The organism is Pseudomonas sp. BNK-45 (genome assembly GCF_047456255.1).
Classification (GTDB): Bacteria; Pseudomonadota; Gammaproteobacteria; order Pseudomonadales; family Pseudomonadaceae; genus Aquipseudomonas.
In genome coordinates this window covers 1,719,159-1,745,698 of the sequence record NZ_CP179909.1, presented here as the reverse complement: position 1 = coordinate 1,745,698, position 26,540 = coordinate 1,719,159, and the positions used below count along the sequence as shown (strand labels likewise).

At 65.2% G+C, this 26,540-nt stretch carries 21 protein-coding genes; 11 read left to right on the top strand and 10 right to left on the bottom strand.

Annotated features, from left to right (window positions below; all coding sequences use genetic code 11):
• Positions 1 to 524: 524 nt before the first annotated feature.
• Entirely contained in the window at positions 525 to 1,772 is a 1,248-nt protein-coding gene (locus tag ACMGG8_RS08050) for a TIGR03862 family flavoprotein (protein WP_060844705.1), read from the top strand.
• Between the two features lie 60 nt (positions 1,773 to 1,832).
• On the opposite strand, the gene ACMGG8_RS08045 is transcribed toward ACMGG8_RS08050, so the two are convergent.
• A complete protein-coding gene (locus ACMGG8_RS08045) occupies positions 1,833 to 3,167 on the bottom strand; it encodes a DEAD/DEAH box helicase (RefSeq protein WP_414159424.1) in 1,335 nt (444 codons plus the stop codon).
• A gap of 274 nt (positions 3,168 to 3,441) precedes the next feature.
• Here ACMGG8_RS08045 and ACMGG8_RS08040 point away from each other — a divergent pair, with 274 nt between their 5' ends.
• The 3 genes from ACMGG8_RS08040 (at position 3,442) to ACMGG8_RS08030 (ending at position 10,650) form a co-directional block, all read left to right on the top strand.
• Positions 3,442 to 5,871, top strand: a complete 2,430-nt coding sequence (locus ACMGG8_RS08040; protein WP_414159423.1) for a discoidin domain-containing protein — start codon at positions 3,442 to 3,444, stop codon at positions 5,869 to 5,871.
• 338 nt (positions 5,872 to 6,209) lie between these two features.
• Complete coding sequence (locus tag ACMGG8_RS08035; protein WP_414159422.1) at positions 6,210 to 9,416, top strand: discoidin domain-containing protein; 3,207 nt, start codon at positions 6,210 to 6,212, stop codon at positions 9,414 to 9,416.
• Positions 9,417 to 9,594: 178 nt separating this feature from the next.
• On the top strand, positions 9,595 to 10,650 hold the full coding sequence (locus ACMGG8_RS08030) for an alpha/beta hydrolase family protein (RefSeq protein WP_414159421.1): 1,056 nt from the start codon (positions 9,595 to 9,597) through the stop codon (positions 10,648 to 10,650).
• On the opposite strand, the gene yedA is transcribed toward ACMGG8_RS08030, so the two are convergent.
• A complete protein-coding gene (yedA, locus tag ACMGG8_RS08025) occupies positions 10,651 to 11,559 on the bottom strand; it encodes a drug/metabolite exporter YedA (protein WP_060841228.1) in 909 nt (302 codons plus the stop codon). It lies immediately after the preceding gene.
• Between the two features lie 160 nt (positions 11,560 to 11,719).
• On the opposite strand from yedA, the gene ACMGG8_RS08020 reads away from it, so the two are divergent.
• Positions 11,720 to 12,172 (top strand): Lrp/AsnC family transcriptional regulator, encoded by a 453-nt coding sequence (locus ACMGG8_RS08020; RefSeq protein ID WP_060841229.1) that lies wholly within the window; start codon positions 11,720 to 11,722, stop codon positions 12,170 to 12,172.
• Between the two features lie 15 nt (positions 12,173 to 12,187).
• Here ACMGG8_RS08020 and ACMGG8_RS08015 read toward each other — a convergent pair whose 3' ends face one another.
• The 3 genes from ACMGG8_RS08015 to ACMGG8_RS08005 all read right to left on the bottom strand — a co-directional run bounded on the left by ACMGG8_RS08015 (position 12,188) and on the right by ACMGG8_RS08005 (position 14,213).
• A complete protein-coding gene (locus ACMGG8_RS08015; RefSeq protein WP_060841230.1) occupies positions 12,188 to 12,799 on the bottom strand; it encodes a PolC-type DNA polymerase III in 612 nt (203 codons plus the stop codon).
• Between the two features lie 27 nt (positions 12,800 to 12,826).
• Positions 12,827 to 13,306, bottom strand: coding sequence for an NYN domain-containing protein (locus ACMGG8_RS08010; protein WP_060841231.1), 480 nt, complete (start codon positions 13,304 to 13,306; stop codon positions 12,827 to 12,829).
• Positions 13,307 to 13,445: 139 nt separating this feature from the next.
• Positions 13,446 to 14,213: a DUF2076 domain-containing protein gene (locus tag ACMGG8_RS08005; RefSeq protein WP_108546177.1), complete on the bottom strand. Its 768-nt coding sequence runs from the start codon at positions 14,211 to 14,213 to the stop codon at positions 13,446 to 13,448.
• 180 nt (positions 14,214 to 14,393) lie between these two features.
• Between ACMGG8_RS08005 and ACMGG8_RS08000 the strand changes: the two genes are divergently transcribed.
• Together ACMGG8_RS08000 and ACMGG8_RS07995 are read left to right on the top strand one after the other, a co-directional pair.
• The gene (locus ACMGG8_RS08000) at positions 14,394 to 15,056 is read left to right on the top strand and encodes a YciC family protein (protein ID WP_108546176.1); all 663 of its coding nucleotides are present in this window, start codon (positions 14,394 to 14,396) and stop codon (positions 15,054 to 15,056) included.
• Between the two features lie 87 nt (positions 15,057 to 15,143).
• Positions 15,144 to 16,220, top strand: coding sequence for an endonuclease/exonuclease/phosphatase family protein (locus ACMGG8_RS07995; RefSeq protein ID WP_414159420.1), 1,077 nt, complete (start codon positions 15,144 to 15,146; stop codon positions 16,218 to 16,220).
• A 10-nt stretch (positions 16,221 to 16,230) separates the two neighbouring features.
• Here ACMGG8_RS07995 and hrpB read toward each other — a convergent pair whose 3' ends face one another.
• Positions 16,231 to 18,750 (bottom strand): ATP-dependent helicase HrpB, encoded by a 2,520-nt coding sequence (hrpB, locus tag ACMGG8_RS07990; protein ID WP_414159419.1) that lies wholly within the window; start codon positions 18,748 to 18,750, stop codon positions 16,231 to 16,233.
• 130 nt (positions 18,751 to 18,880) lie between these two features.
• On the opposite strand from hrpB, the gene ACMGG8_RS07985 reads away from it, so the two are divergent.
• Positions 18,881 to 19,300: a hypothetical protein gene (locus ACMGG8_RS07985; protein WP_047306214.1), complete on the top strand. Its 420-nt coding sequence runs from the start codon at positions 18,881 to 18,883 to the stop codon at positions 19,298 to 19,300.
• Between the two features lie 27 nt (positions 19,301 to 19,327).
• On the top strand, positions 19,328 to 20,224 hold the full coding sequence (locus tag ACMGG8_RS07980; RefSeq protein ID WP_414159418.1) for a cation diffusion facilitator family transporter: 897 nt from the start codon (positions 19,328 to 19,330) through the stop codon (positions 20,222 to 20,224).
• Here ACMGG8_RS07980 and ACMGG8_RS07975 read toward each other — a convergent pair.
• Entirely contained in the window at positions 20,218 to 21,312 is a 1,095-nt protein-coding gene (locus tag ACMGG8_RS07975; protein WP_060844714.1) for a DUF6515 family protein, read from the bottom strand. The two genes, ACMGG8_RS07980 and ACMGG8_RS07975, sit on opposite strands and share 7 nt — an antisense overlap.
• 413 nt (positions 21,313 to 21,725) lie before the next feature.
• Between ACMGG8_RS07975 and ACMGG8_RS07970 the strand changes: the two genes are divergently transcribed.
• The gene (locus ACMGG8_RS07970; protein WP_016963825.1) at positions 21,726 to 22,205 is read left to right on the top strand and encodes an Lrp/AsnC family transcriptional regulator; all 480 of its coding nucleotides are present in this window, start codon (positions 21,726 to 21,728) and stop codon (positions 22,203 to 22,205) included.
• A gap of 177 nt (positions 22,206 to 22,382) precedes the next feature.
• Positions 22,383 to 22,592, top strand: a complete 210-nt coding sequence (locus ACMGG8_RS07965) for a DUF2788 domain-containing protein (protein ID WP_060841238.1) — start codon at positions 22,383 to 22,385, stop codon at positions 22,590 to 22,592.
• Here ACMGG8_RS07965 and ACMGG8_RS07960 read toward each other — a convergent pair.
• The 3 genes from ACMGG8_RS07960 to ACMGG8_RS07950 form a co-directional block, all read right to left on the bottom strand.
• Positions 22,587 to 23,153, bottom strand: a complete 567-nt coding sequence (locus ACMGG8_RS07960) for a pseudouridine synthase (RefSeq protein WP_414159923.1) — start codon at positions 23,151 to 23,153, stop codon at positions 22,587 to 22,589. The genes ACMGG8_RS07965 and ACMGG8_RS07960 overlap by 6 nt on opposite strands.
• A 146-nt stretch (positions 23,154 to 23,299) precedes the next feature.
• Positions 23,300 to 24,772 (bottom strand): AMP nucleosidase, encoded by a 1,473-nt coding sequence (gene amn / locus ACMGG8_RS07955; protein ID WP_161799194.1) that lies wholly within the window; start codon positions 24,770 to 24,772, stop codon positions 23,300 to 23,302.
• A 97-nt stretch (positions 24,773 to 24,869) separates the two neighbouring features.
• A complete protein-coding gene (locus ACMGG8_RS07950) occupies positions 24,870 to 26,522 on the bottom strand; it encodes an acyl-CoA dehydrogenase family protein (RefSeq protein ID WP_414159417.1) in 1,653 nt (550 codons plus the stop codon).
• Between the last annotated feature and the right edge of the window lie 18 nt (positions 26,523 to 26,540).

Below are 26,540 nucleotides of genomic sequence, written 5' to 3'. Positions count from 1 at the left end.
CCAGCTCATGTTTTCCGGGGGCCGCGAGCAATCGTCTGTTTTTTGATCAATGCCATCAGACGGTCACAGTGTTGTGGGTCGCTTACCCCCAATCCCTGTGGAGCCGCCTGTGGATAAGCTGCGTGAAACACGCTGCAGCCCTCTATCGACAAGGCTTGCAGCGCGGCGCCTGTTTTTTGATCAGCGGCATCTGGCGTTCGGCGACGCCCTAGCGCTTACCCCCAATCGCTGTGGAACCGCCTGTGGACAACCTGCGTGAAAGTCGCCACAGCCCACGCGGCGCAAGGCCTGCAGACAATCGACTAGTTTTTGATCAGTTTCATCAGGGTGTCATCCAGGTGTGGGCCGCTTACCCCCAATCCCTGTGGAGCTGCCTGTGGACAACCTGCGCGAAAGTCGCGCCAGCCCACGGCACACAAGGCATGCAGCCCGATGCTCAGTTTTTGACCAGGCTGCATCGGTCCAGCAAGCCCCCTGCACCTCGGGTAGAATGCCCGGCCTATTTCCTCAGCCCCGCCTCTGCCATGACTGCATCGCACTCTTCCACGCCCCACCACGTCGCAATCATCGGCGGCGGTCCCGCCGGCCTGATGGCGGCCGAGGTACTGAGCCAGGCCGGCGTTCGGGTCGATCTGTACGACGGCATGCCATCGGTGGGCCGAAAGTTCCTCCTGGCCGGGGTCGGTGGCATGAACATCACCCACTCCGAAGCCTACCCGGCCTTCCTCTCGCGCTATGCCGAGCGGGCCCCGTACATCGCCCCGCTGCTGCGCGAATTCGGCGCCGAGGCCTTGTGCCAGTGGATTCACGGCCTGGGCATCGACACCTTCGTCGGCAGCTCCGGGCGGGTGTTTCCCACCGACATGAAGGCCGCGCCACTGCTGCGCGCCTGGCTCAAGCGCCTGCGCGACGCCGGGGTGGTTATCCACACCCGCCACCGCTGGCTGGGCTGGAATGCCGACGGCAGCCTGCGTATCCAGCACCCCGACGGCGAGCTCGCGGTAAAGGCCGATGCCACCCTGCTGGCGCTGGGTGGGGGCAGTTGGTCGCGCCTGGGTTCAGACGGTGCATGGCTGCCGCTGCTGCAACAGCGCGGTGTGCAGGTGGCGCCCTTGCAACCGAGCAATTGCGGGTTCGAGGTCAGTGCCTGGAGCGAGCTGCTGCGCAGCAAATTCGCCGGGGCGCCGCTGAAGAACGTGGCCATCGGCCTCAATGACGACATCCCTCGGCTGGGTGAATGCGTGATCACCGCCAGCGGCATCGAAGGCAGCCTGATCTATGCCCTGTCGGCAGCGATCCGCGACAGCATCCTCCGGCACGGGCAAGCGACCGTTCATATCGACCTGCTGCCGGGCAAGCCTCGGGACAAGGTGCAGGCGGCCCTGGCCAAGCCACGTGGCTCGCGCTCCATGGCCAAGCACCTGCAGAGTCAGTTGGGGATCGAGGGGGTCAAGGCCGGGTTGCTGCGGGAGCTGACGGGCGCCGACACCTTCAACGATCCGGCACGCCTGGCGGCGGCGATCAAGGCGCTGCCCTTGACCCTGGTGCGCCCGCGGCCACTGGACGAAGCCATCAGCAGCGCCGGCGGCGTCACCTTCCAAGCGCTGGATGAACGGCTGATGCTGGCGCCAATCCCGGGGGTGTTCTGCGCCGGGGAAATGCTCGACTGGGAAGCCCCCACCGGCGGTTACCTGCTGACCGCCTGCTTTGCCAGCGGACGGCGGGCCGGGCTGGGGATGCTCGAATGGTTGAACAGCAGCGGCAAGCCATAAGCTACAAGCGGCAAGCTCACCTGAACTTGGCCGCTTACAACTTGCAGCTTGTAGCTGCTTTCAAGGTTTGCGCTTGCGCGGCCCAGTGTTGAACGCCGGGACCTTGCGCACCGGTTTCACCGCCGGGGCTTCGGCCACTTCGCCACTGTCCACCCACTTGCCCAGGTTGCGCTTGCCGCCACCGCCTGAGGTTTTCGGCTTCTTGGGCTTTTTCGGTTTTTTCACCACCTGACCGCTGGCGTCGGTTTCCGGCACCCGGTGCTCGGGCTCGAAATCCTGCTCTTCATGGCGCTTCAAAGTCTGGCGAGTGAGCATCTCGATCGCCGACAGCAGGTTGACCTCATCGGCGCACACCAGGGAGATCGCCTCGCCGGTGGAGCCGGCACGGCCGGTACGACCGATGCGGTGGATGTAGTCCTCGGCGACGATCGGCAGGTCGAAGTTGACCACCAGCGGCAGGTCTTCGATGTCCAGGCCACGGGCCGCCACGTCGGTGGCCACCAGGATCTGGATATCGCTGGCCTTGAACCGGTCCAGGGCGCGCTGGCGCGTGGCCTGGGGCTTGTCACCGTGGATGCCGTCGGCGTTCACGCCCTGGCCCTGCAGCTTCTCCACCAGGGCGTCCACGCCGTTGCGGGTCTTGGCGAACACCAGCACCTGTTTCCAGCGGTTCTTGCGCAGCAGATGGCTGAACAGCTCCGGCTTGCGCTTCTTGTCCACCGGCACCACCCATTGCTTGACCGTGTTGGCGGCCACGTTGCGCGGGCTGACCTCGATGCTCAACGGGTCCTTGAGCATCTGCCCGGCCAGCAGGCGGATGGCGTCGGAGAAGGTCGCGGAAAACAGCAGGGTCTGGCGCTTTTTCGGCAACGCCGCGTAGATGTCCTTGAGCTCCTCGGAGAAGCCCAGGTCGAGCATGCGGTCGGCTTCGTCCAGCACCAGGGTCTGCAACTGGCTGAACTTCACCGCGTTCTGCCGGTACAGGTCCAGCAGGCGCCCCGGAGTCGCCACCAGCAGGTCCACGCCTTTGCGCAGCTTCATCATCTGCGGATTGATGCTGACCCCGCCATACACCGCGTAGGTGCGCAGCGGCAGGTGCTCGGCGTACTGGCGCACGCTTTCGTGAACCTGTTCGGCCAGCTCGCGGGTCGGCACCAGGATCAGCGCACGCACCGAATTGCTGTCGACCTTCGGCCCTTCCATGGTCAGCAACTGCAGCAGCGGCAAGGCAAAACCGGCGGTCTTGCCGGTGCCGGTCTGGGCCGCGGCCATCAGATCACGCCCGCCCAGGACCGCCGGAATGGCTTGTGCCTGTACCGGGGTCGGGGTCTGGTAGCCGAGGGTTTCAAGGGCGCGCAGCAAGGGTTCGATCAGGCCAAGAGTGGCGAATGTCATTGGGGGTACCGTAGGAAAAAGTCAGCACAGAAGAGGCAATGGCCGGCAGTTTACCGCACTTTTGCGCGCTTGCTTTCCCGACCGCCGCTTGGCATCGCCGGCCATCCACCGCCTCGTACATGACCGAAAAGGCCTGGCGGACATGTACAAGCAACAGGTCGATTCATAACATTCACCGCGCCGGCAAACCTCCCGAATCCATCCCATCAGCGCCCGTCACCCAACGATTCCCAATACAGGTTTCGCGCTGCGCTGTGCCTTTCCCGGAGTGGTCATGCCTCATCGCACATTGCCTTCCCTTTCCCTGGCCGATGCCATCCGCGCAGCCGGCCTGGGTGCCGTCCTGCTCATGCCCTTGGCCAATCCGGTCCTGGCCCACGAGACATCCCCCGTCACACCTGCCGCTGACAACGCCGCGGCGATCAGCGGCCCGTTCATCGACATCCAGGCCTTGAACCCCGATCCCCGGCTGCGCAATGCACCGGCCGCCAGTACCCAGCGCCTGACCCAGGCCACCGGCCTGAGCATCGGCGCCCTGCGCCTGGACCAGGACGATCGCTTCAAGGACATCAAGGTCCTGGTGGGCCGGGCCCAGGGCCCCAGCCGCCTGGCGTACAACGAAAGCAACGTCGTGGTCACAACGCGCAGCGATGGCAGCTTCATCGCCCTGCTGCCCAACGCCACCATTCGCGGTGATGCCGACGGTCGGCAGACGCTGATCCCGGCCGAGACAGGACACTCCCACGCTCCCGGCAACATCGACTACGAAAAGCCCGCCGAACCGCCAGTGCCCAACCTGCTGCAAACCCGTGACGGCCAGCGCAGCCTGCAGATCGACCGCAACGCCCGGGGCGAAACCGTCATCGATCTGCTGGCCGGTTTCTCCCAGGCCGCCGCCGACTACATCGGCGACCACGAAGCCTACGCCCTGGCCCAGGTCGCCTCGGTCAACCATGCCCTGCGCCAGTCACTGATCGACGGGGTGCGCCTGCGCCTGGTGGGCACCCAGGTGATTGCCGAGGATCACCCGATCACCTCCGGCCCCGACGGCACCATGCGCAAGGTCAGTACCCTGTTCGCCGAGGGCATGCGGCAATACAGCCCCGACCTGGTGACCGGGTTCTTCGTCGGCACCCCGGGGGTCGACACCATGCTCGGCTGGGGCAATATCAACGGCCGCTACTCGATCAACAACATCAAGTCCCCCACCACCTTCCGCCATGAGGTGGGGCACAACATCGGCGGCGATCATTGCTCGGACGGCAGCAGCGACCGTTTCGGCTACCACAACGGCCGGGTGGGCACGATCCTGTGTGGCAACCACGTGGGCTACTACTCCAACCCGGATGTCAGGGACAACCTGGGCGTACCCCTGGGCCAGCTGGGCACCGCCAACATGGCCCGCCTGTGGCGTGAAGGGGCCCAGCGCATGTCCGCCTACAGCCCGGCGGTGATTCCCATGGATCACGAGGAAGCCCAACCGCTGCTGAGCAAATCCATCGACCTGCGACGGGACGCGATCCACTACGAGGCCCTGGACATTCCCGAGGGCACCGAGCGCCTGGCGTTGTCGATCAACCACGGCCCGCGCCATGAACGTGCGGGCAAGGTGCAACTGCTGCTCAAGCACGGCGCCCGCCCCAGCGTCAGCGACTATGACTACCGCACCCTGGAAAACCATGGCGTCGCCCTGGGGGTCAATCATCCCAAGCCCGGACGCTGGTACGTCGGGGTACGAGCCGAGAAGAACAAGAGCGCCAGCGACCAGTTGCTTGAAGGCCATGTCTTCGCCAAGACCCGGGAAACCAGCCAGGCTCGCTACCTGCGCTTTGTCGCCACGTCGTCGATCAACGGCAGCAACGTCGCCAGCATCGCCGAACTGCTGCTGGCCGACGCCAAGGGCAAGCCGCTGCCAAGAAGCGGCTGGCGCGTCCACTCGGTCAACGGCAAGACTTCCGGCATCGACAACAGCCTGTGGTTCGTCGATGGCAAACCGAGCTCGTACTGGAGTTCGGGCAGCGCCCGCTATCCCCACGAGATCATCATCGACCTCGGAGCAGAGCGGGGCTTCTCCTCCTTGAACTACCTGCCGCGGCAAAACAACGATGCCGCCGGCAATATCAAGGGCTACGAAGTGTATGGCGGCGACAGCCCGACCAGCGCCTGGGCGCTGCTGGCCAAAGGCGAGTTCAGTGCCGACAACGAGGTCAAGTCCGTTGCCCTCAAGCCGGTCGCGGCCATCCAGCCACCTGTCGCCGTGATCAGCGGTCGCAGCCAGGCCAACGCCGATGAACGGGTGCAACTGGATGCCTCGGGCTCCAGCGACCCGCAAGGCCGAGCCTTGAGCTTTGCCTGGCATGTCACGCCGGCACTGGACTTCGAGCTTGACGGCGCGCGCATCAGCTTCAGCGCGCCGCTGCTCAAGCAGGACACCCGCTATCGCTTCACCTTGAGCGTGGACAACGGCCAGAAAACCACCACCGCCGAGCACAGCGTCACGGTCCTCGCCCCGCCGCAAACGGCGCCCGGCTGCACAAGTGCCTGGAATCGCAGCACGGCCTACCTGGGCGGTCAGAAAGTCAGCCACAACGGGCGCTTCTTCCTCGCCCGCTGGTGGACCCAAGGCCAGGAGCCGGGCAACCCGACGTTCACCGGGCCGGACTTCAGCGGCAAGGTCTGGAGCGACCTCGGGCCCTGTCACTGACTTTCACCGGAGGCTTCACGCCCCCGGCAACCAGCCCCCTCCCCCCGCGCAGACGGCGGCCCTTGTCGGCTGCCGTCTGCGTGACCTCGCCGAGGCCCCTGCAGCGCGCTGCATGTCAGTGCTTGGCCGCCCAGGACGATTGGCGCCCCGCCCCCAGCAGCGCCCCACCCGGGCGTCTAGGACCGGTACGAAAAGCCCCCTGTTCGATGTACGCCCGGAGCGCCCCTGCCTATGATGCCCTCCGCCGGCACAACTCCTTATCCACCTTCTCAGCGCGGACGCTTTAGCGGTCCTGTTCGCCAGGTTTCGCACCGCGCCGAGACTCTCCAGGAATAGTTATGTCGAGCTTCAGATTGACTGCCTTGTCCCGCGCTACCCGCCTCTGGGGCGCCAGCCTGGGCGCCGCCCTGCTCTTGCCCCTGGGCATGGTGCAGGCCGATGTCGGCCAGCCCACTCCCGATGCGACTCAGGGCGCGACGGTGATCCAGGGTCACTTCATCAACCTGCCGATGCCCGGTGCCAGGGCCATGCCATTCGGCGCGGCCGAAACCGGCACCGAACAGCTGCAACAAGTCACCGGGATGCGCATCCGCAGCCTGGTTCCGCAACAGGACGATACCTTCAAGGATCTGCGGGTCATGACCGGCCAGCTGGAAGGACGTGCCCGCACCCTCAGCGCCCCCGGAGAGATGACCCTCGCCGCGCGTCCCGACGGCAGCTTTCTCGCCCTGTTGCCGGACGCCAATGCCATCATTCGCGGCGACGCCAACGGCCAGCAGTCGTTGATCCACCTCGACCCCGGGGCGGCCTTTGACCCGTCGAGCGTCGACTACATCGCCAATGACGGCAGCGAGCCGCCAGCCCAGAAGGAATCACGCAGCGGCCTGCGCAGTTTCCAGGTCGACCGCAACGTCCAGGGCGAAACCGTGATCGACCTGCTGGCCGGGTTCTCCCAGGCCGCCGCCGACTATATCGGTGACCACGAAGCCTACGCCCTGGTCCAGGTGGCCTCGGTCAACCGCGCCTTGCAACAGTCCAAGGTGCAGGGCGTGCGCCTGCGCCTGGTGGGCACTCAAGTTGTGCCAAAGGATGTCGCCATCACCAGCCCCAACGTGAATCAGGTGCGCAACGTCTTCGCCGAAGGCATGCGCCGCTACAGCCCGGACGTGGTCGCCAGCTTCGTCGTTGGCATCCCCGGGGAGAACACCGCTGTGGGTTGGGGCCAGCTACCCGGGCGCTACACCATCAACTCCATCAAATCGTCCACCGTGTTCCGTCACGAACTGGCCCACAACATCGGCGGTAGCCACTGCTCCGATGGCAGCCACTACCGCTTCGGTTACAACAACGGTCGGGTCGGCACTATCCTCTGCGGCAACCATGTGGGCTATTTCTCCAACCCGGACGTCAAGGACAGCCGCGGCGTGCCGCTGGGCAACGCGACAACCGCCAACATGGCCCGGGTCTGGCGGGAAAACGCGGCGCTGATGTCGGCCTACAGCCCTTCCGTGGTCCCGCTCGAACAGGAGCAAAGCACCTCGATCCTCAACCAGAAAGTCAGCCTGGCCAGCGGCCAGACCCGCTACTTCCCGGTGGATGTGCCCGAAGGCACCCGGCGCCTGGTATTCACCGTGGTGGACGGCGAACTCACCGAGAAGGCCGGCCAGATCCAGTTGCTGCTCAAGCGCGGCGCCCAGCCCAGCGGCTCAAGCTACGACTATCGCTCGGCACGCAGCCACAACGTGTCCCTGGGGGTGAACGACCCGCAGCCGGGACGCTGGTACCTGGCGGTCAACACCGACAACCGGGCCACTCATGACCAGGTGCTTGAAGGCCACGCCTATGGTCTGACCCAGGACACGGCCCAGGGCCGCTACCTGAAATTCGTCGCCACCTCCGCGGTGGACGGCAAGGACAACGCCAGCGTCGCCGAACTGCTGCTGGTGGATGCCAAGGGCAAGGCCCTGCCCCGCGAGAGCTGGAAGGTTGTGTCCACCAGCAGCGCGGTGCCTGGCGCAGCGGTCGGCAACCACGCCATCGACGGCAACCCCAACTCCTACTGGAGCACGGCGGCGGGGGCGCGCTACCCCCATGAAATACTGATCGACCTGGGGGCCGACAGCCGCTTCTCGCAACTGCACTACCTGCCGCGCCAGGACGCCGGCCTGAGCGGCAACATCAAGGGCTATCAGGTCTATGGCAGCAGCAGTGCCAACGGCGCCTGGACCCTGCTGGCCGACGGCGAATTCAGCGCCGACAACGAGGTCAAGGCCGCGTCCCTCAAGCCGGTGAATGCCGGTGAACCTCCGGTGGCGGTGATCAGCGGCAAGACCGAAGCCAACGCCGGGGACAGGATCGTCCTCGATGCCTCGGCCTCCAGCGATCCCCAGGGCAATGCCCTGAGCTTCGCCTGGGAAGCCTCGCCGCGCCTGGACTTCGACTACGACGGCGCGCGCATCAGCTTCACCGCGCCGGAACTACAGGAAGACACCCGCTACCGTTTCACCCTGACCCTGAGCAACGGCAAGCAGAGCAGCACCCGGACCCACGAGATGCTGATCAAGGGCAAGGCCGGCACCGCCAGTTGCAAACCGGAATGGACGCTCAGGGGCACTTACGTCGGCAACGATGTGGTGCAGTGGAAAGGTCGTCAGTACCAGGCTCGCTGGTGGACATCGGGCGCCGAGCCGGGCCTGGCCAGCACCACCGGCCCGGACGGCGCCGGCAAGGTCTGGCGGGACCTGGGCCCGTGCCAGAGCGAGGGTGAGAAACCGGTCGAGCCACCGGTGGAGGAAGTCAAACCGCCGGTAGCCGTGATCGGCGGTACCAGCCAGGCCAAGCCGGGCGAAACGGTCTACCTCAACGCCAGCGGGTCCAGCGACCCGGCGGGCCTGAAGCTCAGCTACAGCTGGAGCATCAGCCCCAGCGTCGCCTTTGAAGCCGCTGGCGACCTGATGAAGTTCGTCGCCCCGAGGGCTGCCCAGGACGTGATCTACAACGTCAGCCTGACAGTGAACAACGGCAAGCACAGCGCTACCCGAGTGCATCAGGTCAAGGTGCTGGCCGAGAAGCCGGCGCCGGTCAAGCCGCCGCTGGCGAGCATCGCCGGCGTCAGCCAGGCCAAGGGCGGTGAAACAGTGACCCTGGACGCCGCCGGCTCCACCGATCCGGCCGGCCTGGCGCTGAGCTACCAATGGACCGTGACGCCCAGCGTCGCCTTCCAGGCCTCGGGGTCGAAACTGATCTTTGTCGCGCCCAAGAGCGACAAGGACATCAGCTACCGCTTCACCCTGAACCTGGGCAACGGCAGCCATACGGTCAGCCGCGACCATAGCGTGACCGTGCTGGCCGACAGCGTGGAAACGCCAGCCGGTTGCCTGGGCGCCTGGAGCCGTCAAGGCACCTACCTGGCCAACGACAAGGTCAGCCACAACGGCCGCTACTACATCGCCCGCTGGTGGACCAAAGGCAACGAGCCGTCTGCTGCCACTGTCGGTGGCGAAGGCAGTGGCAAGGTCTGGCGCGACGCCGGCGCCTGTAACTGATGCCAGAGGCGTGACCGCTTGCTCCGCAATCCGGTCACCCTTTCCCGGCCACTTCAGGTAAAAGGATGGGCGGCGACTGCCATCAGTCGTCGTCCGCCCTCTGCCGCTGAACGCCGTCGACTCCTCCAAGGCGCGCCCCCACTGGCAGAACACCGATGCTTTGCCAATGGAGATCCGAATGCGCAAATCTGCCCTGTCCGCATGGATGCTAGCGGGCCTTTCCCTGTGTCTGTCCCAGGTGCAGGCCGCCGAACTCATCGGCTTTCGTGAAGTGACGCTGGCGGACGCCAGTCAGCAGCGCCCCCTGCATGTCGCCCTCTGGTACCCCACCACGGCCTCCTCCCCCGCCCTGACCTCGGCCGATAACCGGATTTTCGAGGGCCTGACCACGATCCAGGATGCCCCGCCCAGCAGCAGCGCACACCCGTTGGTGGTGCTGTCCCACGGCTACCGCGGCAACTGGCGCAACCTCAGCTGGCTGGTACCCGAGCTGGTCGACCAGGGCTATATAGTCGCGGCCCCCGATCACCCGGGCACCAGCACATTCGACCAGCGCCCCGCAGAAGCCGCGAAGCTCTGGGAACGCCCGCGCGACCTGAGCCGGGTCATCGACGAGCTCAGCCGCGACAACAGCCTGGCCGGCACGGTCGACCCGCAGCGCATCGCCGCCATCGGCCACTCCCTGGGCGGCTGGACCGTCACCGCGCTGGCTGGTGCCCGCTACAGCCCGCAACGCTACCTGGAGGAATGCCGGCTGCATCCCAATCCGCGCCTGTGCGGACTGGCGCCCGAACTGGGGATCACCCCGGAGCACCAAGGCCCTCTCGGCGCAGACCTGCGGGACCCGCGAGTCAAGACCGTCGTCGCGCTGGACCTGGGGTTCGCCCGTGGCTTTACCCCCGAGAGTGTGTCGACGCTGAAGACACCGATCCTGGTCCTGGGGGCCGGAGTGAACATCGCGGACATGCCGGTGGAAGAAGAGTCGGGCTACCTGAACGCCCATCTGGCGTCCCCGCCTTCGCGCTATCAGGTCCTGGCCGATGCCAGCCACTTCAGCTTCATGCAGCTATGCAAACCGGACGCCGCAGCCTTGCTCAAGGAGCAGGCGCCTGGGGACCAGATCATCTGCCGGGATGGCGATGGCGCGGATCGCCAGGCCCTGCACCGGCAGGCGGCGCAATTGATCGGCGACTTTCTCCGCCAGAACCTTGCCGGCCAGGCACCAGCCGGCTGATCAGGCCACCTCTTGCTGCACCGCGGCTTTCGGCTTGCGCCACTGGGGCAGGCCGATCAGCACCACCGCGCTGATGATCACCAGCATGGCCAGGGCCTCTTCGATGCCGATGGTTTCACCGACAAAGACGATCCCCAGCAGCACCGCCACCGCCGGATTGACGTAGGCATAGCTGGTGGCCGCGGCCGGCCGCACGTGCTTGAGCAGGTACATGTAGGCGTTGAAGGCGATGATCGAACCGAAGCCGGCCAGGTAGGCCAGGGCCAGCCAGCCTTCCAGGGGCGGCATGGCGTCCAGGTGCTCGCCGCTCAAGGTGCTGCCGATCATCAGCACCACGCCACCGACGAGCATTTCCGCCGCGCTGGCCATGGCTCCCTGGGGCAGCGGCAGGTGCTTGCTCCACACCGAACCGAAGGCCCAGGCCGCCGCGGCGAACAGCAGCAGCGCGGCCCCCAGCGGGCTGGATTGCAGGTTGGAACCCAGGTTGAGCATGCCGATGCCGATCATCCCGAGGAGGATGCCGGCCCACTCCAGGCGCGTATTGCGCGCGCCCCAGAAGTAGCCGCAGAGCAGGGTAAACAGCGGCACCGTGGCCACCGCCAGGGCCGCCACGCCGGAGGTCACCCCGGAGTGTTCGGCCAGCGTCACCGCACCATTGCCGCAACTGAGCAGCAGCACGCCGATGATCCCGGCGGCCTTCCATTGCGCCCAGGTCGGGGCCGGAACCCCGCGCCAGCGCAGGAAGGCATACATCAGGCTGCCGGCGATGATGAAGCGCACGCCGCCGAGCATCAGCGGCGGCCAGTACTCGACGCCAATGCGGATCACCAGGTAGGTCGACCCCCAGATCACGTACAAGGCAAAGAAAGCGGCGATCAACGGCAGGGAAAAACGGCTTTGGCCAGGCATGGGAGGCAGCTCGGAGCAGGCAGGAGGAACACTATTCTAGAAAGGCGACCTGGTGAACTTAAGTTACAAAACCTGTTTATAAGGGCAGTACACTTTCCAAAGCATGGAGTTCTGCGCTAAATACCGTGCTTTCGAAAGTCGGTCCGATCAGGAGCCATCCATGGACAAATACGACCGCTTGCTCCTGGCCAGCCTGCTGGAAAACGGCCGGGCGAGTTACGCCGAGCTGGCGCGCAAGGTCAACCTCTCGGCGCCGGCGGTGGCCGAGCGCGTCGCCAAGCTGGAGGCCAGCGGGGTGATCACCGGCTACCAGGCCAAGGTCGATATGGCCAAGGTTGGGCTGCCGATCCAATGCGTGATCGAACTGCGCCTGGCCCAGCATGGCAACCAGAAGAACTATGACGAGTTGATCAAGATCCCCCAGCTCACCGAATGCCATCGGGTGACCGGCGATCCCTGCGTGATCATGCAGGCGGCAGTGGGGTCGATGCCGGAGCTGGAAGAGCTGATCAACCGTGTGGCCCAGTTCGGATTCAGCAAGACCTCCATCGTGCTGTCCAGCGCCATCGAACGGCGGGTGCCCCTGGGGCAACTGGAAAGCAACGGCAAATGAATCCGGAGCCTGGGCTCAGCCCCCGCGCTGACGCTTGAGGTGCTCGGGGATCTTGGCCGCCGGGACTTTCTGCAGTTTGCAGAGAAAGTCGTGGGACAGCTCACGCACGCCATGGGTGTGCCGCAGCTCGCCCGCCAGGTGTGCCACCAGGTTGGCGGCCATTTCCGCATCGGCCATGGCCCGGTGCGCCTGGCCGGTGTGGGGCAGGCCGGCGTACTGGGTCAGGGTGCCCAGCTTGTGGTTGGGGGCCGCCGGCATCAGGCGTCGGGCCAGCAACAGCGAACAGGCAAAATTCTGCAAACGGGTGCGCTTGATCCGCCCCAGCTCGAAATCCCAGAACTTCTGGTCGAACGCCGCGTTGTGGGCCAGCAACGGCGTGGTGCCGACAAACTCGTTGACCTCGTTCATCACCTGCTCCGCCGACGGTGCGCTGCGCAACATCGCGTTGCTGATGCCGGTCAGCTGTTCGATGAAGCCCGGCACCCGCACCCCGGCGTTCATCAGGCTCTGGTAACGCTCGACGATGCGCCCCTGCTCAAGCATCACCACGGCGATTTCCGTGGCCCGGCAACTGCTGCTCGGGGAGATTCCGGTGGTTTCAAAGTCGATGACGGCAATACGTTCCAAACCTGTGCAGCTCCGTATGAAAAATGATCAGCTCTTGAGCAGCAGGGCGCCTTCGATCGGCACATAGCGCGTGGCGGCGCGAATCAGCGAATTGGCGGTCAGGCCCGGCACGCCATAAGCCACCGCGCTGACCCCATGCTTGTGGATGATGCGCTCGAGCAGCAGGTCGAAGTCGCCGTCGCCGGAGGCCAGCACCACTTCGTCGACCTGGGCGGCGGCGTCCATGATGTCGATGGTGATGCCCACGTCCCAGTCGCCCTTGGCCGAGCCGTCGCTGCGCTGAATGTAGGGTTTGAGTTTTACCGTGAAGCCCAGGTTGCGCAGGATCTGCTGAAACTGCTGCTGCTTGCTGTCACCGCGATCGATGGCATAGGCATAGGCTTCGACAATCTGCCCTTGCTTGCTGATATCCGCCCACAGCGCCGCGTAGTTGAAGTGACAACCATAGGCCTGGCGAACGGTGTAGTAGAGGTTCTGGACATCGGCGAACACAGCGATTTTTTTCACCGCTAATCCTCATGGCGCAGCAGCGCGGGGGCTGGAACGGGGCTCAAGACCCGAAAAAAGTCGCCCAGTATGCCAGTCACGAGGAATGTTCCGCGAATAATCGGTCCGGGGCAGGCACCTGCCCCGGACCGACGGTGGGTCAGACGAAGGAGTCGTCGTCGGAGAAGAACGAGCTGTCGTCGCTGCCGTAGTCGGCGTTGCTGAAGCCGCCCTGGTCGTTGCCGCCCCAGGCGTCGTTGTTGGCCAGACGCTGATCGTCATTGCCCCAGCCGCTGTTATCGCTGGCCGGCGCCGGTTCTTCCTTGATGACTTCGACGATTTCCTGGGGTTGCTGATTGCTGTGGAACAGGCTGCTGATGCCCTGCGCCAGCATCACCCCGCCGGCCACGCCGGCAGCGGTTTTCAAGGCGCCTCCGAGAAAGCCGCTGCCGGCCGCGGCCGGAGCAGGTGCTGGCGCATAGTTCTGCTGCGGCGCGCCAAAGCCCTGCTGGGCCGGTGCACCAAAGGACGAACGCGACGGCTCACGCCAGCCTCCGCCGGAGGATGGCGCCACGCTCGGGGCCTGCGCGGGCGCCGGCTGCGGCTCGCGGGAGCCACCGAAGATGCTCGACAGAAAACCGCCGCTCGCCGCCGGAGCTGGCGCTGCGGCCTGGGAGCGGGCCTGTTGCAGCTCGGCCTGCAGCTGCTGCACTTGCTGGGTCAGTTGCTTGTTCTGCTGGTCGAGGCTTTTCAGGGCAGCCTCCTGCACCAGGATCGCCTGGGTCATGAAATACCCGGCCGCAGGCTGGCGGGTCAGATGCTCCTTGATCCGCGCCTCGGCCTGGGCATCACGCGGGGCTGAATCCGTTTCGGCTTGCTGCAACCGTGAAAACAGTCCATCGATCAGGGTTTGCTCTTCGCTGTTCATGGCGACCTCTTTAGATTGCCGGTAAAAATCTGGTCCGCGCCCCCACAGGGCTGCGGTACGCACCAGTTATGGGGCTGGGGCGACGACTTTCAATGGTCTTTACTCAAGGTTTACGTTTGCTCCCGGAGGGCCTGCATCGGTTAAAGTGTCAAACCGCTTGGTCAACTGCGATCCCCATCAATGACTCCGTTAGATGTTCTGCGCGACTCTTTCTATTTCTTCCAGCGTAATCTCGGCCGCATCGCCCAACTGTGCCTGCCTCTGGTGATTCTCGAGGCGCTGTTGCAGCAGGGCGTGAGCAGCGCCCTGGGCGAGAAGGCCTTCCCCGGCTCCAGCGTGGTGGTGGGTCTGTTGCTGTATCCCTTGTACACCGGTGCGCTGATCCTGTTTCTCGATGCCCGCACTCGCGGGTTGTCGCCCCGCAATCGCGATCTGTGGGCCATGGCCCTCAGCCTGTGGCCGCGCTTCGCGCTGCTGACCGCGGTCAGCACGCTGTTGATTCTGCTCGGGCTGTCGCTGTATTTCCTGCCGGGGCTGTGGCTGATGGTGGTGCTGGCCTTCGCCGAGTACCTGCTGGTGCTCAAGGGCCTGGCGCCCCTGGCGGCGATCAAGGAAAGCCTGCGCCTGAGCCGCGGGCACTTCCTGCGCATCCTGTTGTGCATCCTGGCGGTCATGGCCCCGCTGTGGCTGCTCAAGGGGGCGAGCGAAGCCGCCTATCCCGAACCGCACAACCCGATCCTGAGCCTGGTGCTGGACAGTGCCTACAGCTTCCTGCAGTTGTTCACCAGCGTGGTGCTGTTCCGCCTGTTCATGCTCATCAACGAGCAGTCGGACCAGCGCTGAAACGCTGCGCAACCGCTCTGCCCCTTGGGTGAGGGCGGCGCACTCGGTTATGCTCCGGCCCATCCCGCAACGCCATAAGCCGAGCCGATGACCCGTCTACTGCGCATCACCCTGTTGAGCCTGCTACTGATCGGCCTGGTGCTGGCCAGCCTGATCTACAGCCTGACCTGGCGTCCGCAGCCCAAGGAAACCCTGACGGTCAGTTGCAGCGCCCAAGCCGCTCCACTGGTGCCGGGCCAGGCGCTCAAGGTGATGACCTGGAACCTGCAATACCTGGCCGGCAAGCGCTACGTGTTCTGGAACGACCAGGCCCGGGGCGAGGATGAACGCCCGACCCTGGAAGACATGGCCTTCAGCCTCGACGAAGTGGCCCGGGTGATCCGCGACGAACAACCGGACCTGGTGCTGCTGCAGGAAGTGGACAACGGCGCCAAGGCCAGCGCCTACCAGGATCAGCTCAAGCTGCTGCAGGAGCGGGTCACCGATCTGTATCCCTGCAGCACCCAGGCTTACGACTGGAAGGCCGATTTCGTGCCCTCCCCGCACATTTTTGGCAGCGTCGGCCGGCAATTGGCGACCCTCAGCCGCTACCGCATCGAACACGCCGAACGCCTGCAACTGCCGATTGCCCCACAGCCGCTCATCAGCCGGCAATTCCAGCCCAAGGACGCCCTGCTCCTGAGCTACCTGCCCCTGAGCGACGGCGGCCAACTGGTGGTGCTCAATACCCACCTGGAACGTGCGCAGCGGGCCGACGACACACAACAGAGGCAAGTGACGGCCATTGCCAAGGTGCTGGACAAGCTGGAAAGCCGCGGCACGCCCTGGCTGATTGGCGGCGACTTCAACCTGCTGCCCCTGGGCCAGTACCAACGCCTGAGCGAGGCACAGCGCGCGCCGTATCAGATCGACAGCCCGCTGCACCTGCTGTGGGACAAGTACCCGATGATCCCCAGCAACACCCAGGCCAGCGGCGTCGACCGTGCGCGCTGGCTGACCCACTACCCCAACGACCCGAACCTGGACGGCCCGGATCGCACGGTCGACTACCTGTTCTACAGCCCGCGCCTGAAGCGGGTCGAATCCCGGGTGCGCCAGGACGATACCCTGCGCATCTCCGATCACTTGCCGGTGCTGGCGCGCTTTCTGTTACCGGCCCAGTAAGCCCCGCTGTCTATTTGCGCGGTTTGACCCGGGCCGTCGCCTCGGCGATCAACGGGTCATCCGGCCAGTAGTGCTTGGGATAACGCCCCTTGAGGTCCTTCTTGACCTCGGCATAGGTGCTGCGCCAGAAGTTGGCCAGGTCCTGGGTGACCTGCACCGGACGCCGCGCCGGGGACAACAGGTGCAACTTGACCACCTGGCGCCCGCCGGCAATCCGCGGGGTGTCCGACAGACCGAACAGCTCCTGCAGGCGCACGGCCAGAATCGGCGGCTGCTCGCTGTAGTCCAGGCGGATCGACGACCCCGAAGGCACCGTCAGATGGTGCGGCGCGAGCTCGTCCAGGCGCTGGGGCAGCGGCCAGGGCAGCAGGTTGTGAACGATGCTGGCCAGCTCCAGATTGGCAAAATGACTGAGGCGCGACACCTTGCCCAGGAAGGGTTGCAGCCATTGCTCCAGACCTTCGAGCAAGGCGCCATCGCTGACATCCGGCCATTGGCTCTCACCCTTGTCCGCCAGCTCGAGCTGGCGCAACAACATCACCCGGGCCTGCCACTGGCGCAGTTCCGGGGTCCAGGGCAACAGCTCCAGTCCCTTGCGCCGCACCAGATTGACCAGGGCCCGGCAACGGGCAGCTTCGTCCAGGCCGCTGAGGGGCTCACGGTCGAGCACCAACTCACCGACCTTGCGCTGGCGCTCGGCGCGCAGCACACCTTCGCGCTCATCCCAGTCCAACTGGTCGACCGTCCGCACCTGCTCCGCCAGCACGCTGTCGAACAGCGCCGGATCGAAATCCGCTGCCAGGTAGATGCGTTCTTCACGCTGGCCCTGGCGACTGCCCAGGTCGGCCACCACCAGCCAGGGCTGTTTCATCAGGTTGTCGGCTTCGCTGAACTGCGCCGCGCGGCCGTTGGCCAGACGATACTCGGCACCACCGGGACGCCGCTGCTGGGCCACGCGGTCGGGATAGGCCAGGGCCAGCAGAGCCCCGAGCCAACGCGGATGCTCGGGATCGCTGACGGCGGACTCTGCCTGCCCACGCAGGTAGCTGCGGTATTGACGCGACAGTTGCCGTGCTCGTTGTACGCCGCCCTGAGCACCGCGGACCGCTCGCTCCTCTCCCGAAAGCAGCACCAGGCGACTGTGCAGATCGGCCCCGCCCCCCCGCAAAATGTCCCGCTCCCCCAACAGCGCCGCGACGTCACAGGCCATCTGCGCCAGCCCCAGGGACTGGCCACGCAACAGCAAGTGGGCAATGCGCGGATGGGCCGGCAACTCGGCCATGGCCTGGCCGTGGCGGGTCAAGGTGCCGTCGTCGTTGAGCGCTCCCAGGCGCCGCAACAGATCCTGGGCCTGGGCATAGGCGGCACCGGGCGGCGCGTCCAGCCAAGCCAGCTGGTTCGGCGCCACGCCCCAGCGCGCCAGTTGCAGGGCCAGTCCGGCCAGGTCGGCCTGGAGAATCTCCGCACTGGCATAGGCGGCCAGTTGTTCCTGTTGATCGGCGGACCACAAGCGATAACAAACGCCGGGTTCCAGGCGCCCGGCCCGACCGGCGCGCTGGGTCGCGCTGGCGCGCGAGATGCGCTGGGTGTCGAGGCGGGTCATGCCGCTGCCGGGGTCGAAGCGCGGGACCCGCGCCAGTCCCGCGTCCACCACCACCCGTACACCGTTGATGGTCAGGCTGGTTTCGGCAATGTTGGTGGCCAGCACCACTTTGCGCTGGCCCGCCGGGGCCGGGTCGATGGCGGCGCGCTGGGCCGCCAGGTCGAGCTCGCCGTGCAATGGGCACAGCAGGATATCGTCGCGCGGCCCCAGGGCTTCGGCCAGTTGCTGATGGACCCGGCGGATCTCCGCCTGCCCGGGGAGAAACACCAGCAGGCTGCCGCTTTCATCATTGAGGGCTTCCAGAACCGTCTGCACCACTCGCGGCTCGATGAACTCGCCAGGCTGGAACGGGCGCCCCCAGCGCTGGGTCACCGGGAACATGCGCCCTTCACTGCGCAGGATCGGCGCATCGCCCAGCAGCGTGGACAGCCGCTCGCCCTCCAGGGTCGCCGACATCAACAGGATCTTCAGCGGCTGCTGGTCACGGAACAGCTCGCGACCATTGAGACTCAGGGCCAGGGCCAGATCGGCATCCAGGCTGCGCTCGTGAAATTCGTCGAAGATCAGCAGCCCCACCCCTTCCAGGGCCGGGTCGTCCTGCAGGCGACGGGTGAGAATGCCTTCGGTGACCACTTCGATACGGGTGCGCGGGCCGACCTTGCTGTCCAGGCGGATGCGGTAGCCCACGGTTTCCCCGACTTTCTCCCCCAGCTCGCTGGCCAGGCGCTCGGCGGCGGCCCGTGCCGCCAGCCGCCGAGGCTCGAGCATGAGGATGGTCTGTCCTGCCAGCCAGTCCTGATCCAGAAGCGCCAGGGGCACGCGGGTGGTCTTGCCGGCCCCGGGCGGGGCTTCGAGCACCGCTTCATGGCGCGCCGCCAGGGCCTCGCGCAGTGCAGGCAAAACTTCATCAATTGGCAAAGAATTCATGCTGGCTCCCAAACAGAGGCGCGAGTATAACGGCGAACTGCCTGGGGTTAATCATGGTCTGAGTGCTGATCGACAAGACTCAACACCCCGCTCCATCCTTCTTTGCTTTCGTGCTTGCTAGGAGATTTCCATGCGTATTCCCCACCGTGTCATTGGCGGCGTCCTGATCACCACCCTGCTGACCCAACTGACTGCCTGCGGTTCGATCTTCTTCCCCGACCGGCGCGGCCAGATCGACGGCAAGATCGATCCGGTGGTCGTGGTACTGGATGCCGTTGGCCTGCTGTTCTATGTGATCCCGGGGCTGATCGCCTTTGGCGTCGACTTCGCCACCGGGGCGATCTACCTGGAGCCCGGCAAGACCGCGCAGATCGCCCCGGAAAAACTCCAGCAGGCCATTGGCGCCGACGGTAAAGTCGACAACCGTAAACTGCAGGCCATTCTGGAAAGCGAACTGGGGGGCCACTTCCCCCTGGATGACCCGCGCCTGATCCAGCACAAGGGCAGCGTGCAGCAACTGGCCCTGTATGGCCTGCAGCCCGCCGCCTGACCACCCGACTCAAGGAACCCGCCGTCGATGATTGGCAACCCGGAACACGCTCGCCTCCTGCGCCTGGCCACCCGCGCCTCGGTCACCGTCGCAGGCATCCTGATTGTGACCAAGGCGATCGCCTGGTGGCTCAGCGGCTCGGTGAGCATGCTGGCGGGCCTGACCGACTCGGTGCTCGACGGCTTCACCTCGCTGCTCAATCTGTTGGCGGTGCATTACGCCCTGCGCCCGGCCGATGACGATCATCGCTACGGCCACGGCAAGGCCGAGTCGCTGGCGGGCATGGCCCAGGCGCTGTTCATCGCCGGCAGTGCGGTGCTGATTGCCTTTCAGGCGTTCGAGCGCCTGCAGCACCCGGAGCCGGTGGGCGCGCCCTGGCTGAGCATCGGGGTGATCGGGCTGTCACTGGTGCTGACCGTGGCGCTGCTGATCCTGCAACATCGGGTGATCCGCGAAACCGGCTCCAATGCGGTACGGGCCGACTCGCTGCACTACCGCTCCGACCTGCTGCTCAATGGCAGCATCCTCCTGGCCCTGGTGCTGGCGGCCTTCGGCTGGCATCAGGTGGACGCCTGGTTCGGCCTGGGGATCGCCGCCTACATTCTCTGGAGCGCGATCCACATCGCCCGGGAAAGCTTCTCGGTGCTGATGGATGAGGAGCTGCCCCCCGATGTCAGCCAGCACATGCTGGAACTGGCCTGCAGTGTGCCCGGGGTGCTGGGCGCCCACGACTTGCGCACGCGGATTTCCGGCAGCCACTGGTTCGTCCAACTGCACCTGGAATTGCCTGGCGACCTGAGCCTGTCGGTGGCCCACGCCATCAGCGATCAGGCCGCCGAGGCGATCCACCAGGTCTATCCACGGGCTGAAGTGCTGGTACACGCCGATCCGCAGGAAGTGGTCGAGGCCGCCAGGGCTCAGTAAGTGACCTGATACCCCCGCGAACTCAGGCAGTTGCCCTGGGCCTGACGGTAGGCCTGCACCACTTCCGGAGCGGGCTGATAGGTCGCGCCGGCCGGATCGAAACCGCTCTGCTGCACCGCCCAGCGATAGCAGTCGTAGCGATCCTGATCGATCTGCTGCGGCGACTGGCCGTTGACCGGGTAAGCCAGAACGTCATAGCCATTGCCAGCCGCCGGCTGATCCGGCGGCGGCACGCCCACGGGCGGTTCGACCACGACGTACTGCTGGGTGTCCGCTTCGTAGCTGTAGTAGGCCCCGGCGGCGAGAAAGAACAATGCGCTGCCGATCCAGATTTCCCGTGCGTAATCGGGCAGGTATCCCACTCGAATGCCATAGGGTGGATGCACCACCACATAGCGGGAACCCTGCGGGCGATACCAGTAGCCACCCGAGAAGAAGTAGTCCTGGCCGCGGTATGGCACCCGGTAGTTGCGCTCGGGGAAACGGTCGATCACGTAGCCCGGGCGGTACTGCGGCCCTGGTCCCCAACCGTTGCCATGCCCATCGGGACGTCCCGGCCAGCGATGATCATTGGGGCGGCCATAGTCCGGCCGTGAACCCGGCCCACCGGCCTGCCAGTGCTGGTTGTAGTCGTTGCGCCGGGGAATGTCCTGGTAGTAGCCACGCTGGGGCTCCTGGGTCTGGCGCACGGTGTCGGGCCGCCCCTGGATCGGCAGGCTGGGTGCTGCCTGCGGCTGTTGCTGCGGCGCCGGTGCAGGCCGGCTTTGCTGGTTGGGATCATGCGGGGGGCGGTTCTGCCACTGCCCGCCGGGGTTCTGTCCATTGTGTTCGAACTGACGGCTGTTCTCGCCACGGATGATTTCATTCTGCGGCCGCTGCTGCGGGGCGGGTTGCGCCCGTTCCGGCGGGTTCCCCGGACGGCCCTGATTGCCTTCCCCATGCCCTTCCGGGGCATGCTCATGCTGCCCGCCGGAAGGCGCTCCCTGCTGGGGCGGTCGTCTGTCGTCTCGCTCATCGGCGAGCACTTGCGCGCTGACGCTCACGCACAACACACCAACACCTGCCAAACGCCAGATGCGCGACTTCATGCTATTCCTCACTGCGGATTGGGGCCTGTAGATAAGACTGAAAAAGCCCAGGGCGGTTCTGCTAGAGATTATCAGTCACGAGACTTATTTCGCAGGCAATAAAAAAGGGCGGCCCGTCGGCCGCCCTTTGAGATTTTGTCCGTGCTCGACGCTTTTGACGCCGGCTCACCTCACTCCGTCTTCTGGACAGGGTGTAGCCCGGGGGCCGGCTCAACCCTGTGGGATTGGCGGCCGCGGCAGGCCTGATTCGGCGGGCCGCAGTGGACTCTATGTCCGGGCAGTGATTCTGGTGATAAGAATAGGCCTGGGCCGACGACAGAGGATTGCGAAGATTGCTTGCAAAAACACCTCTTGCGCAATTTTTAACCCAAGATAGATAATTCAACGCAATACTTATGAGAAAGGCCTGATTGATGAGCAAACTCGACCGCTATGACCTGAGTATTTTGGCCGAATTGCAACGCGACGCCCGCATCTCCAACCAGGAACTGGCCGAGCGCATCGGCCTGTCACCCTCGCCCTGTTCGCGCCGGGTCAAGCAGTTGGAGGACGACGGCTACATTTCCCGCCAGGTCGCCTTGCTGGACCGCAAGATGCTCGGCTTGAGCCTCACCGCCTACGTACTGATCGGCATGGACCGGCACACTCCCGAACGCTTCGAGAATTTCGAAGCGGCGATCCGCAGCCTGCCCCAGGTACTGGAATGCAGCCTGGTGACCGGGGTTGATGCCGACTACCAGCTCAAGGTCGTGGTGCCGGACATGGACCACTACCAGAAGCTCCTGCTCGGTCACCTGACTCGTATCGACGGTGTCACCAGCGTGCGTTCCAGCTTCGTGCTCAACCAGGTACTCAACAGCACCGAGCTGCCCCTGACCCACCTGCGCAATTGACGGGCCACCTGTCGAAGCCGACTGGCGAGTGCAGGTACCCGGGCGCATTCGCCGGACTCCTGCAGCCGGGCCGGCCTGACGCTGTGGCGACATAACGCATGCAGATCAATGCTAGGCCGGCAAGCGTTGGCGTATACTCGCCCGGCATTTTTTCCCTGCCTGCATTGGAGATGATCGATGGACCCAGCCGTATTCGAAGAATGGATGATGACCGGTCTGGTCAGCCTCCTGATCATATTCATGGGCTTCATCGTCTGGGACCTGGCCAAGAAGTCCAAGGCCGGGCGCTTCGGCTCCTTTATCCTGTTCTTCGTGCTGGGCCTGGGCGTGGCCGCCTTCATCATCAAGAGTGTAGTGATCGGCCTGATCGAATCCGGCGCCTTATAAGCGCGCCGCAACTTCCTTCCACTGCCCCTGATCCAGGCCATCCAGGGTCCAGTCGCCAATCCTGATCCTTACCAGCCGCAAGGTCGGCAGGCCAACCGCTGCCGTCATGCGGCGTACCTGACGGTTGCGCCCTTCCCGAATCACCAGCTCCAGCCAACTGGTGGGCACACTCTTGCGAAAACGCACCGGCGGGTTGCGCGGCCACAGCTGCGGCTCCTCCAGTTGCCGGGCTTGGGCTGGCAGGGTCATGCCATCGTTGAGTTCCACCCCATCACGCAGCCGCTGCAACTGCTCGGCAGTGGGTTCGCCTTCGACCTGTACCCAGTAAGTCTTGGCCAGCTTGTGCTTGGGATCGGCAATGCGCGCCTGCAATTGCCCGTCATTGGTCAACAGCAGCAGCCCTTCGCTGTCCCGGTCCAGGCGTCCGGCCGGATAGACGCCGGGAATCGCGATGAAGTCCTTGAGCGTCGCCCGGCCTTCGCCATCACTGAACTGGGTCAGGACATCGAAAGGCTTGTTGAACAGGATCAGCTTCGGCTCGGCCGGCGGCGCCTTGGCCACGCGCTTGCTGGAAGAAGGAGAAAACGGCTTGGCGCCTGGGCGACGGGAAGCGGGACGAGGTGCACGGGACATGGCAGCGGGAACATTCAGCGATCAGGACCGACAATGCTAGTGGCCTGATCGCCAAATGACCACGGATTAAACGCCTAGCGGAAAGGCGGTTCGTCGAAGCTGCGCAGTTTGCGCGAGTGCAGGGAGTTGAGCTCGCTGCGCATCAGGTCCACGGCTTCGATCCCAATCTTCAAGTGCTGGCTGACCGCCCGCTCATAGAAGGCATTGGCCGCACCGGGCAACTTGATCTCGCTGTGCAGGGGCTTGTCCGAAACACACAGCAAAGTGCCATAAGGCACCCGCAGGCGATAACCCTGGGCAGCAATGGTGCCACTTTCCATATCCACCGCCACCGCCCGGGACAGATTGATGAACGGACGTTCCTCGGCCCAGCGCAGTTCCCAGTTCCGATCGTCGTAGGTCAGCACGGTGCCGGTCCGCAGGCGCTTCTTCAACTGCTCGCCCTTCTCCCCGGTGACATTGGCTGCAGCCTGTTGCAGCGCCAGCTGGACTTCGGCCAGGGCCGGGATCGGGATGTTCGGCGGCACCACGCGGTCAAGAATGCCGTCGCGCCGCATGTAGGCGTGAGCCAGTACGTAGTCGCCGATCGTCTGCGACTGTCGCAGACCGCCGCAGTGGCCGATCATCAGCCAGCAGTGGGGACGCAGCACCGCCAGGTGGTCGGTGATGTTCTTGGCATTGGACGGGCCGACGCCGATGTTCACCAGGGTCACGCCATGGCCATCGCTGGCCTGCAGGTGATAGGCCGGCATCTGGTAACGGTGCCAGACCACACCGGCGGCGATCGCCGAGGCCTCGCCGTGGTCCATGCCCTTGTCGATGATCACGTTGCCCGGCAGGACCATGCGTACGAAACGCGGATCGCTGCGCAGTTGCTCCAGGCCATGGACGATGAACTGGTCGACATAGCGGTGGTAGTTGGTCAGCAGGATCCACGGCTGCACATGGCGCCAATCGCTACCGGTGTAGTGCACCAGGCGCCGCAGGGAGAAATCCACCCGCGCGGCATCGAACAGTGCCAGGGGCAGCGGGTGGGTGTTTTCCCAGTCGTAGAGGCCGTCGGCGATACCATCGGTGGCGGCGGACAGGTCGGTGCTGGGGAATACCCGGGCCAGGGCCGCCGCGGTCACGCCGGAACCGGCCAGTTCGTCGCCCTGCTCCACCACGTAGGGATAAGGAATGTTCTGCTCGCTGACACCCACTTCAACCGTGACGGTGAAGTCGTGCATCAACGGCACCAGTTGTTCGAGCAGGTAGTTACGGAAGGCGGCGGGATGAGTGACGGTGACGCTGTAAGTGCCCGGCAGTTGCACCTTGGCATAGGCCCGGGTGGTCTGTGGGACTTCGCCGTGGCAGTGGTAGGTCAAGCGCAGTTCGGGGTAGCGGAACAGCGCACGCTGCTCGGCATCCGGTTCGACCCGATCCTTGAGGTAACGCTTGAGCGCCTGGCTCAGGGCCGTGGTGGCCCGCTCATGCAAAGCAGCAAGCCGATCCACGGCTTGCTCGGCGGTTTGAACGACAATAAAAGCTTCGGTCACGGTAAGCATCCTGTGTTCTGATCTTGCAGGCGTTCATCTTGCCTGCAACACCGCCCCACGGGAACAGCGGAGTTGCAGGAGCCGTCTAGCCGGCTCCTGCAGCGGGTCAGAAGCCTTGGGGGGTGGAGCGGGCGAGGATCGCGGCCACATCCAGCCCGCGGGGCAGCGTGCCATAGACCCGCCCGCCCTGGCCGCCCAGGCGGCTGGCAATAAAGGCCTCGCTGACCAGGTCGTTGCCCGCCTCCAGCAACAACTTGGCCTGCAGGCCCAGAGCAATATCCTCGGTCAGTTGCCGGGCGCGATACTGAATGTCGGCGGTGTCCTTGAAACTGTCCTTGAGTGCGACGATATGCGCCGCCAGACGCTGGTCGCCATGCCCGTCCCCCAGCTCGGCAAACAGGGCATCCAGCACGCCCGGCTCTTTCGAGAGAGCCCGCAGCACATCCAGGCACTGCACGTTGCCGGAACCTTCCCAGGTCGAGTTCACCGGCGCTTCGCGGTACAGCCGCGGCAGGATGCTGTCCTCGACATAACCGGCACCGCCCATGCACTCGGCGGCCTCGTTGATCATGGCCGGGGCCCGTTTGCAGATCCAGTACTTGCCCACCGCCGTCACCAATCGGGAGAACTTGGCCTCCCGGGCATCGTCCTGATGGTCCAGGGCCCGCCCCATGCGCAGGCTCAAGGCCAGGGCCGCTTCGCTTTCCAGGGCCAGGTCGGCCAGTACGTTCTGCATCAGCGGCTGCTCACTGAGCAGGCGTCCGCCCACGCGGCGATGGGCGCAATGATGGCTGGCCTGGGTCAGGGCCTGGCGCATCAGCGAACTGGAACCGACCATGCAATCGAAGCGGGTCATGGCCACCATCTCGATGATGGTGGGCACCCCGCGCCCCTCCTCACCGATCATCCAGGCCAGAGCGCCGCGAAACTCCACTTCACTGGAGGCGTTGGACTGGTTGCCGAGCTTGTTCTTCAGACGCTGGATATAGAACTGATTGCGGCTGTCATCCGGGCGATGACGGGGCAGGAGGAAACAGGTCAGGCCCTTGTCAGTCTGGGCCAGGGTCAGGAAGGCATCGCACATCGGCGCCGAGCAGAACCACTTGTGCCCCACCAGCTCATAGGCCTGCCCCGGCCCGGGGGCCCCCACCGGGTAGGCCCGGGTGGTGTTGGCCCGGACATCGGTCCCGCCCTGCTTCTCGGTCATGGCCATGCCGATGGTGAGCCCGGCCTTGTGCTGCATGCCGACGTTGCGCGGGTCGTACTCGGTGGCGAGGATCTTCGGCAGCCATAGCCGGGCAATATCCGGCTGCAGCTTCAGGGCCGGCACGCAGGCGAACGTCATGGTCAGCGGGCAGCCGCTGCCGGCTTCGGCCTGACTGTGCAGATAGGTCATGGCGGCACGCGCCACATGGGCTCCTGCTTGCGGGTGGGTCCAGGGCAGTGAGGTCAGTCCGCCCTCGATGGCCGCCTGCATCAGTTGGTGGTAGGCCGGGTGAAACTCCACCAGATCGATTCGATGACCGAAGCGGTCGTGACTGGCAAACACCGGCTTGTTCTGATTGGCCAGGAACCCCGCCTCCATCAACGGCCCCCCCGCCAATGCACCGTAGGCATCGACCCGGGATTCGGCCCAACCGGCATCGAAACGCTGCATCCATTGCTGCAACGGCAGATCGATCCGATAGAGGTTGACGCCGTCCAGAGCGGGCGGCTGGTTGGTGACTTCGTGGGTTTCAGCGAACTGGTGGAGGTTCATTGCCGGGCTCCTTCAGGG

Excerpts from the sequence above, each read along its gene's own strand:
- ACMGG8_RS08050 (WP_060844705.1), top strand. The coding sequence starts at position 525 with ATGACTGCATCGCACTCTTCCACGCCCCACCACGTCGCAATCATCGGC.
- ACMGG8_RS08045 (WP_414159424.1), bottom strand. The coding sequence starts at position 3,167 with ATGACATTCGCCACTCTTGGCCTGATCGAACCCTTGCTGCGCGCCCTT.
- ACMGG8_RS08040 (WP_414159423.1), top strand. The coding sequence starts at position 3,442 with ATGCCTCATCGCACATTGCCTTCCCTTTCCCTGGCCGATGCCATCCGC.
- ACMGG8_RS08035 (WP_414159422.1), top strand. The coding sequence starts at position 6,210 with ATGTCGAGCTTCAGATTGACTGCCTTGTCCCGCGCTACCCGCCTCTGG.
- ACMGG8_RS08030 (WP_414159421.1), top strand. The coding sequence starts at position 9,595 with ATGCGCAAATCTGCCCTGTCCGCATGGATGCTAGCGGGCCTTTCCCTG.
- yedA (WP_060841228.1), bottom strand. The coding sequence starts at position 11,559 with ATGCCTGGCCAAAGCCGTTTTTCCCTGCCGTTGATCGCCGCTTTCTTT.
- ACMGG8_RS08020 (WP_060841229.1), top strand. The coding sequence starts at position 11,720 with ATGGACAAATACGACCGCTTGCTCCTGGCCAGCCTGCTGGAAAACGGC.
- ACMGG8_RS08005 (WP_108546177.1), bottom strand. The coding sequence starts at position 14,213 with ATGAACAGCGAAGAGCAAACCCTGATCGATGGACTGTTTTCACGGTTG.
- ACMGG8_RS08000 (WP_108546176.1), top strand. The coding sequence starts at position 14,394 with ATGACTCCGTTAGATGTTCTGCGCGACTCTTTCTATTTCTTCCAGCGT.
- ACMGG8_RS07995 (WP_414159420.1), top strand. The coding sequence starts at position 15,144 with ATGACCCGTCTACTGCGCATCACCCTGTTGAGCCTGCTACTGATCGGC.
- hrpB (WP_414159419.1), bottom strand. The coding sequence starts at position 18,750 with ATGAATTCTTTGCCAATTGATGAAGTTTTGCCTGCACTGCGCGAGGCC.
- ACMGG8_RS07985 (WP_047306214.1), top strand. The coding sequence starts at position 18,881 with ATGCGTATTCCCCACCGTGTCATTGGCGGCGTCCTGATCACCACCCTG.
- ACMGG8_RS07980 (WP_414159418.1), top strand. The coding sequence starts at position 19,328 with ATGATTGGCAACCCGGAACACGCTCGCCTCCTGCGCCTGGCCACCCGC.
- ACMGG8_RS07975 (WP_060844714.1), bottom strand. The coding sequence starts at position 21,312 with ATGAAGTCGCGCATCTGGCGTTTGGCAGGTGTTGGTGTGTTGTGCGTG.
- ACMGG8_RS07970 (WP_016963825.1), top strand. The coding sequence starts at position 21,726 with ATGAGCAAACTCGACCGCTATGACCTGAGTATTTTGGCCGAATTGCAA.
- ACMGG8_RS07965 (WP_060841238.1), top strand. The coding sequence starts at position 22,383 with ATGGACCCAGCCGTATTCGAAGAATGGATGATGACCGGTCTGGTCAGC.
- amn (WP_161799194.1), bottom strand. The coding sequence starts at position 24,772 with ATGCTTACCGTGACCGAAGCTTTTATTGTCGTTCAAACCGCCGAGCAA.
- ACMGG8_RS07950 (WP_414159417.1), bottom strand. The coding sequence starts at position 26,522 with ATGAACCTCCACCAGTTCGCTGAAACCCACGAAGTCACCAACCAGCCG.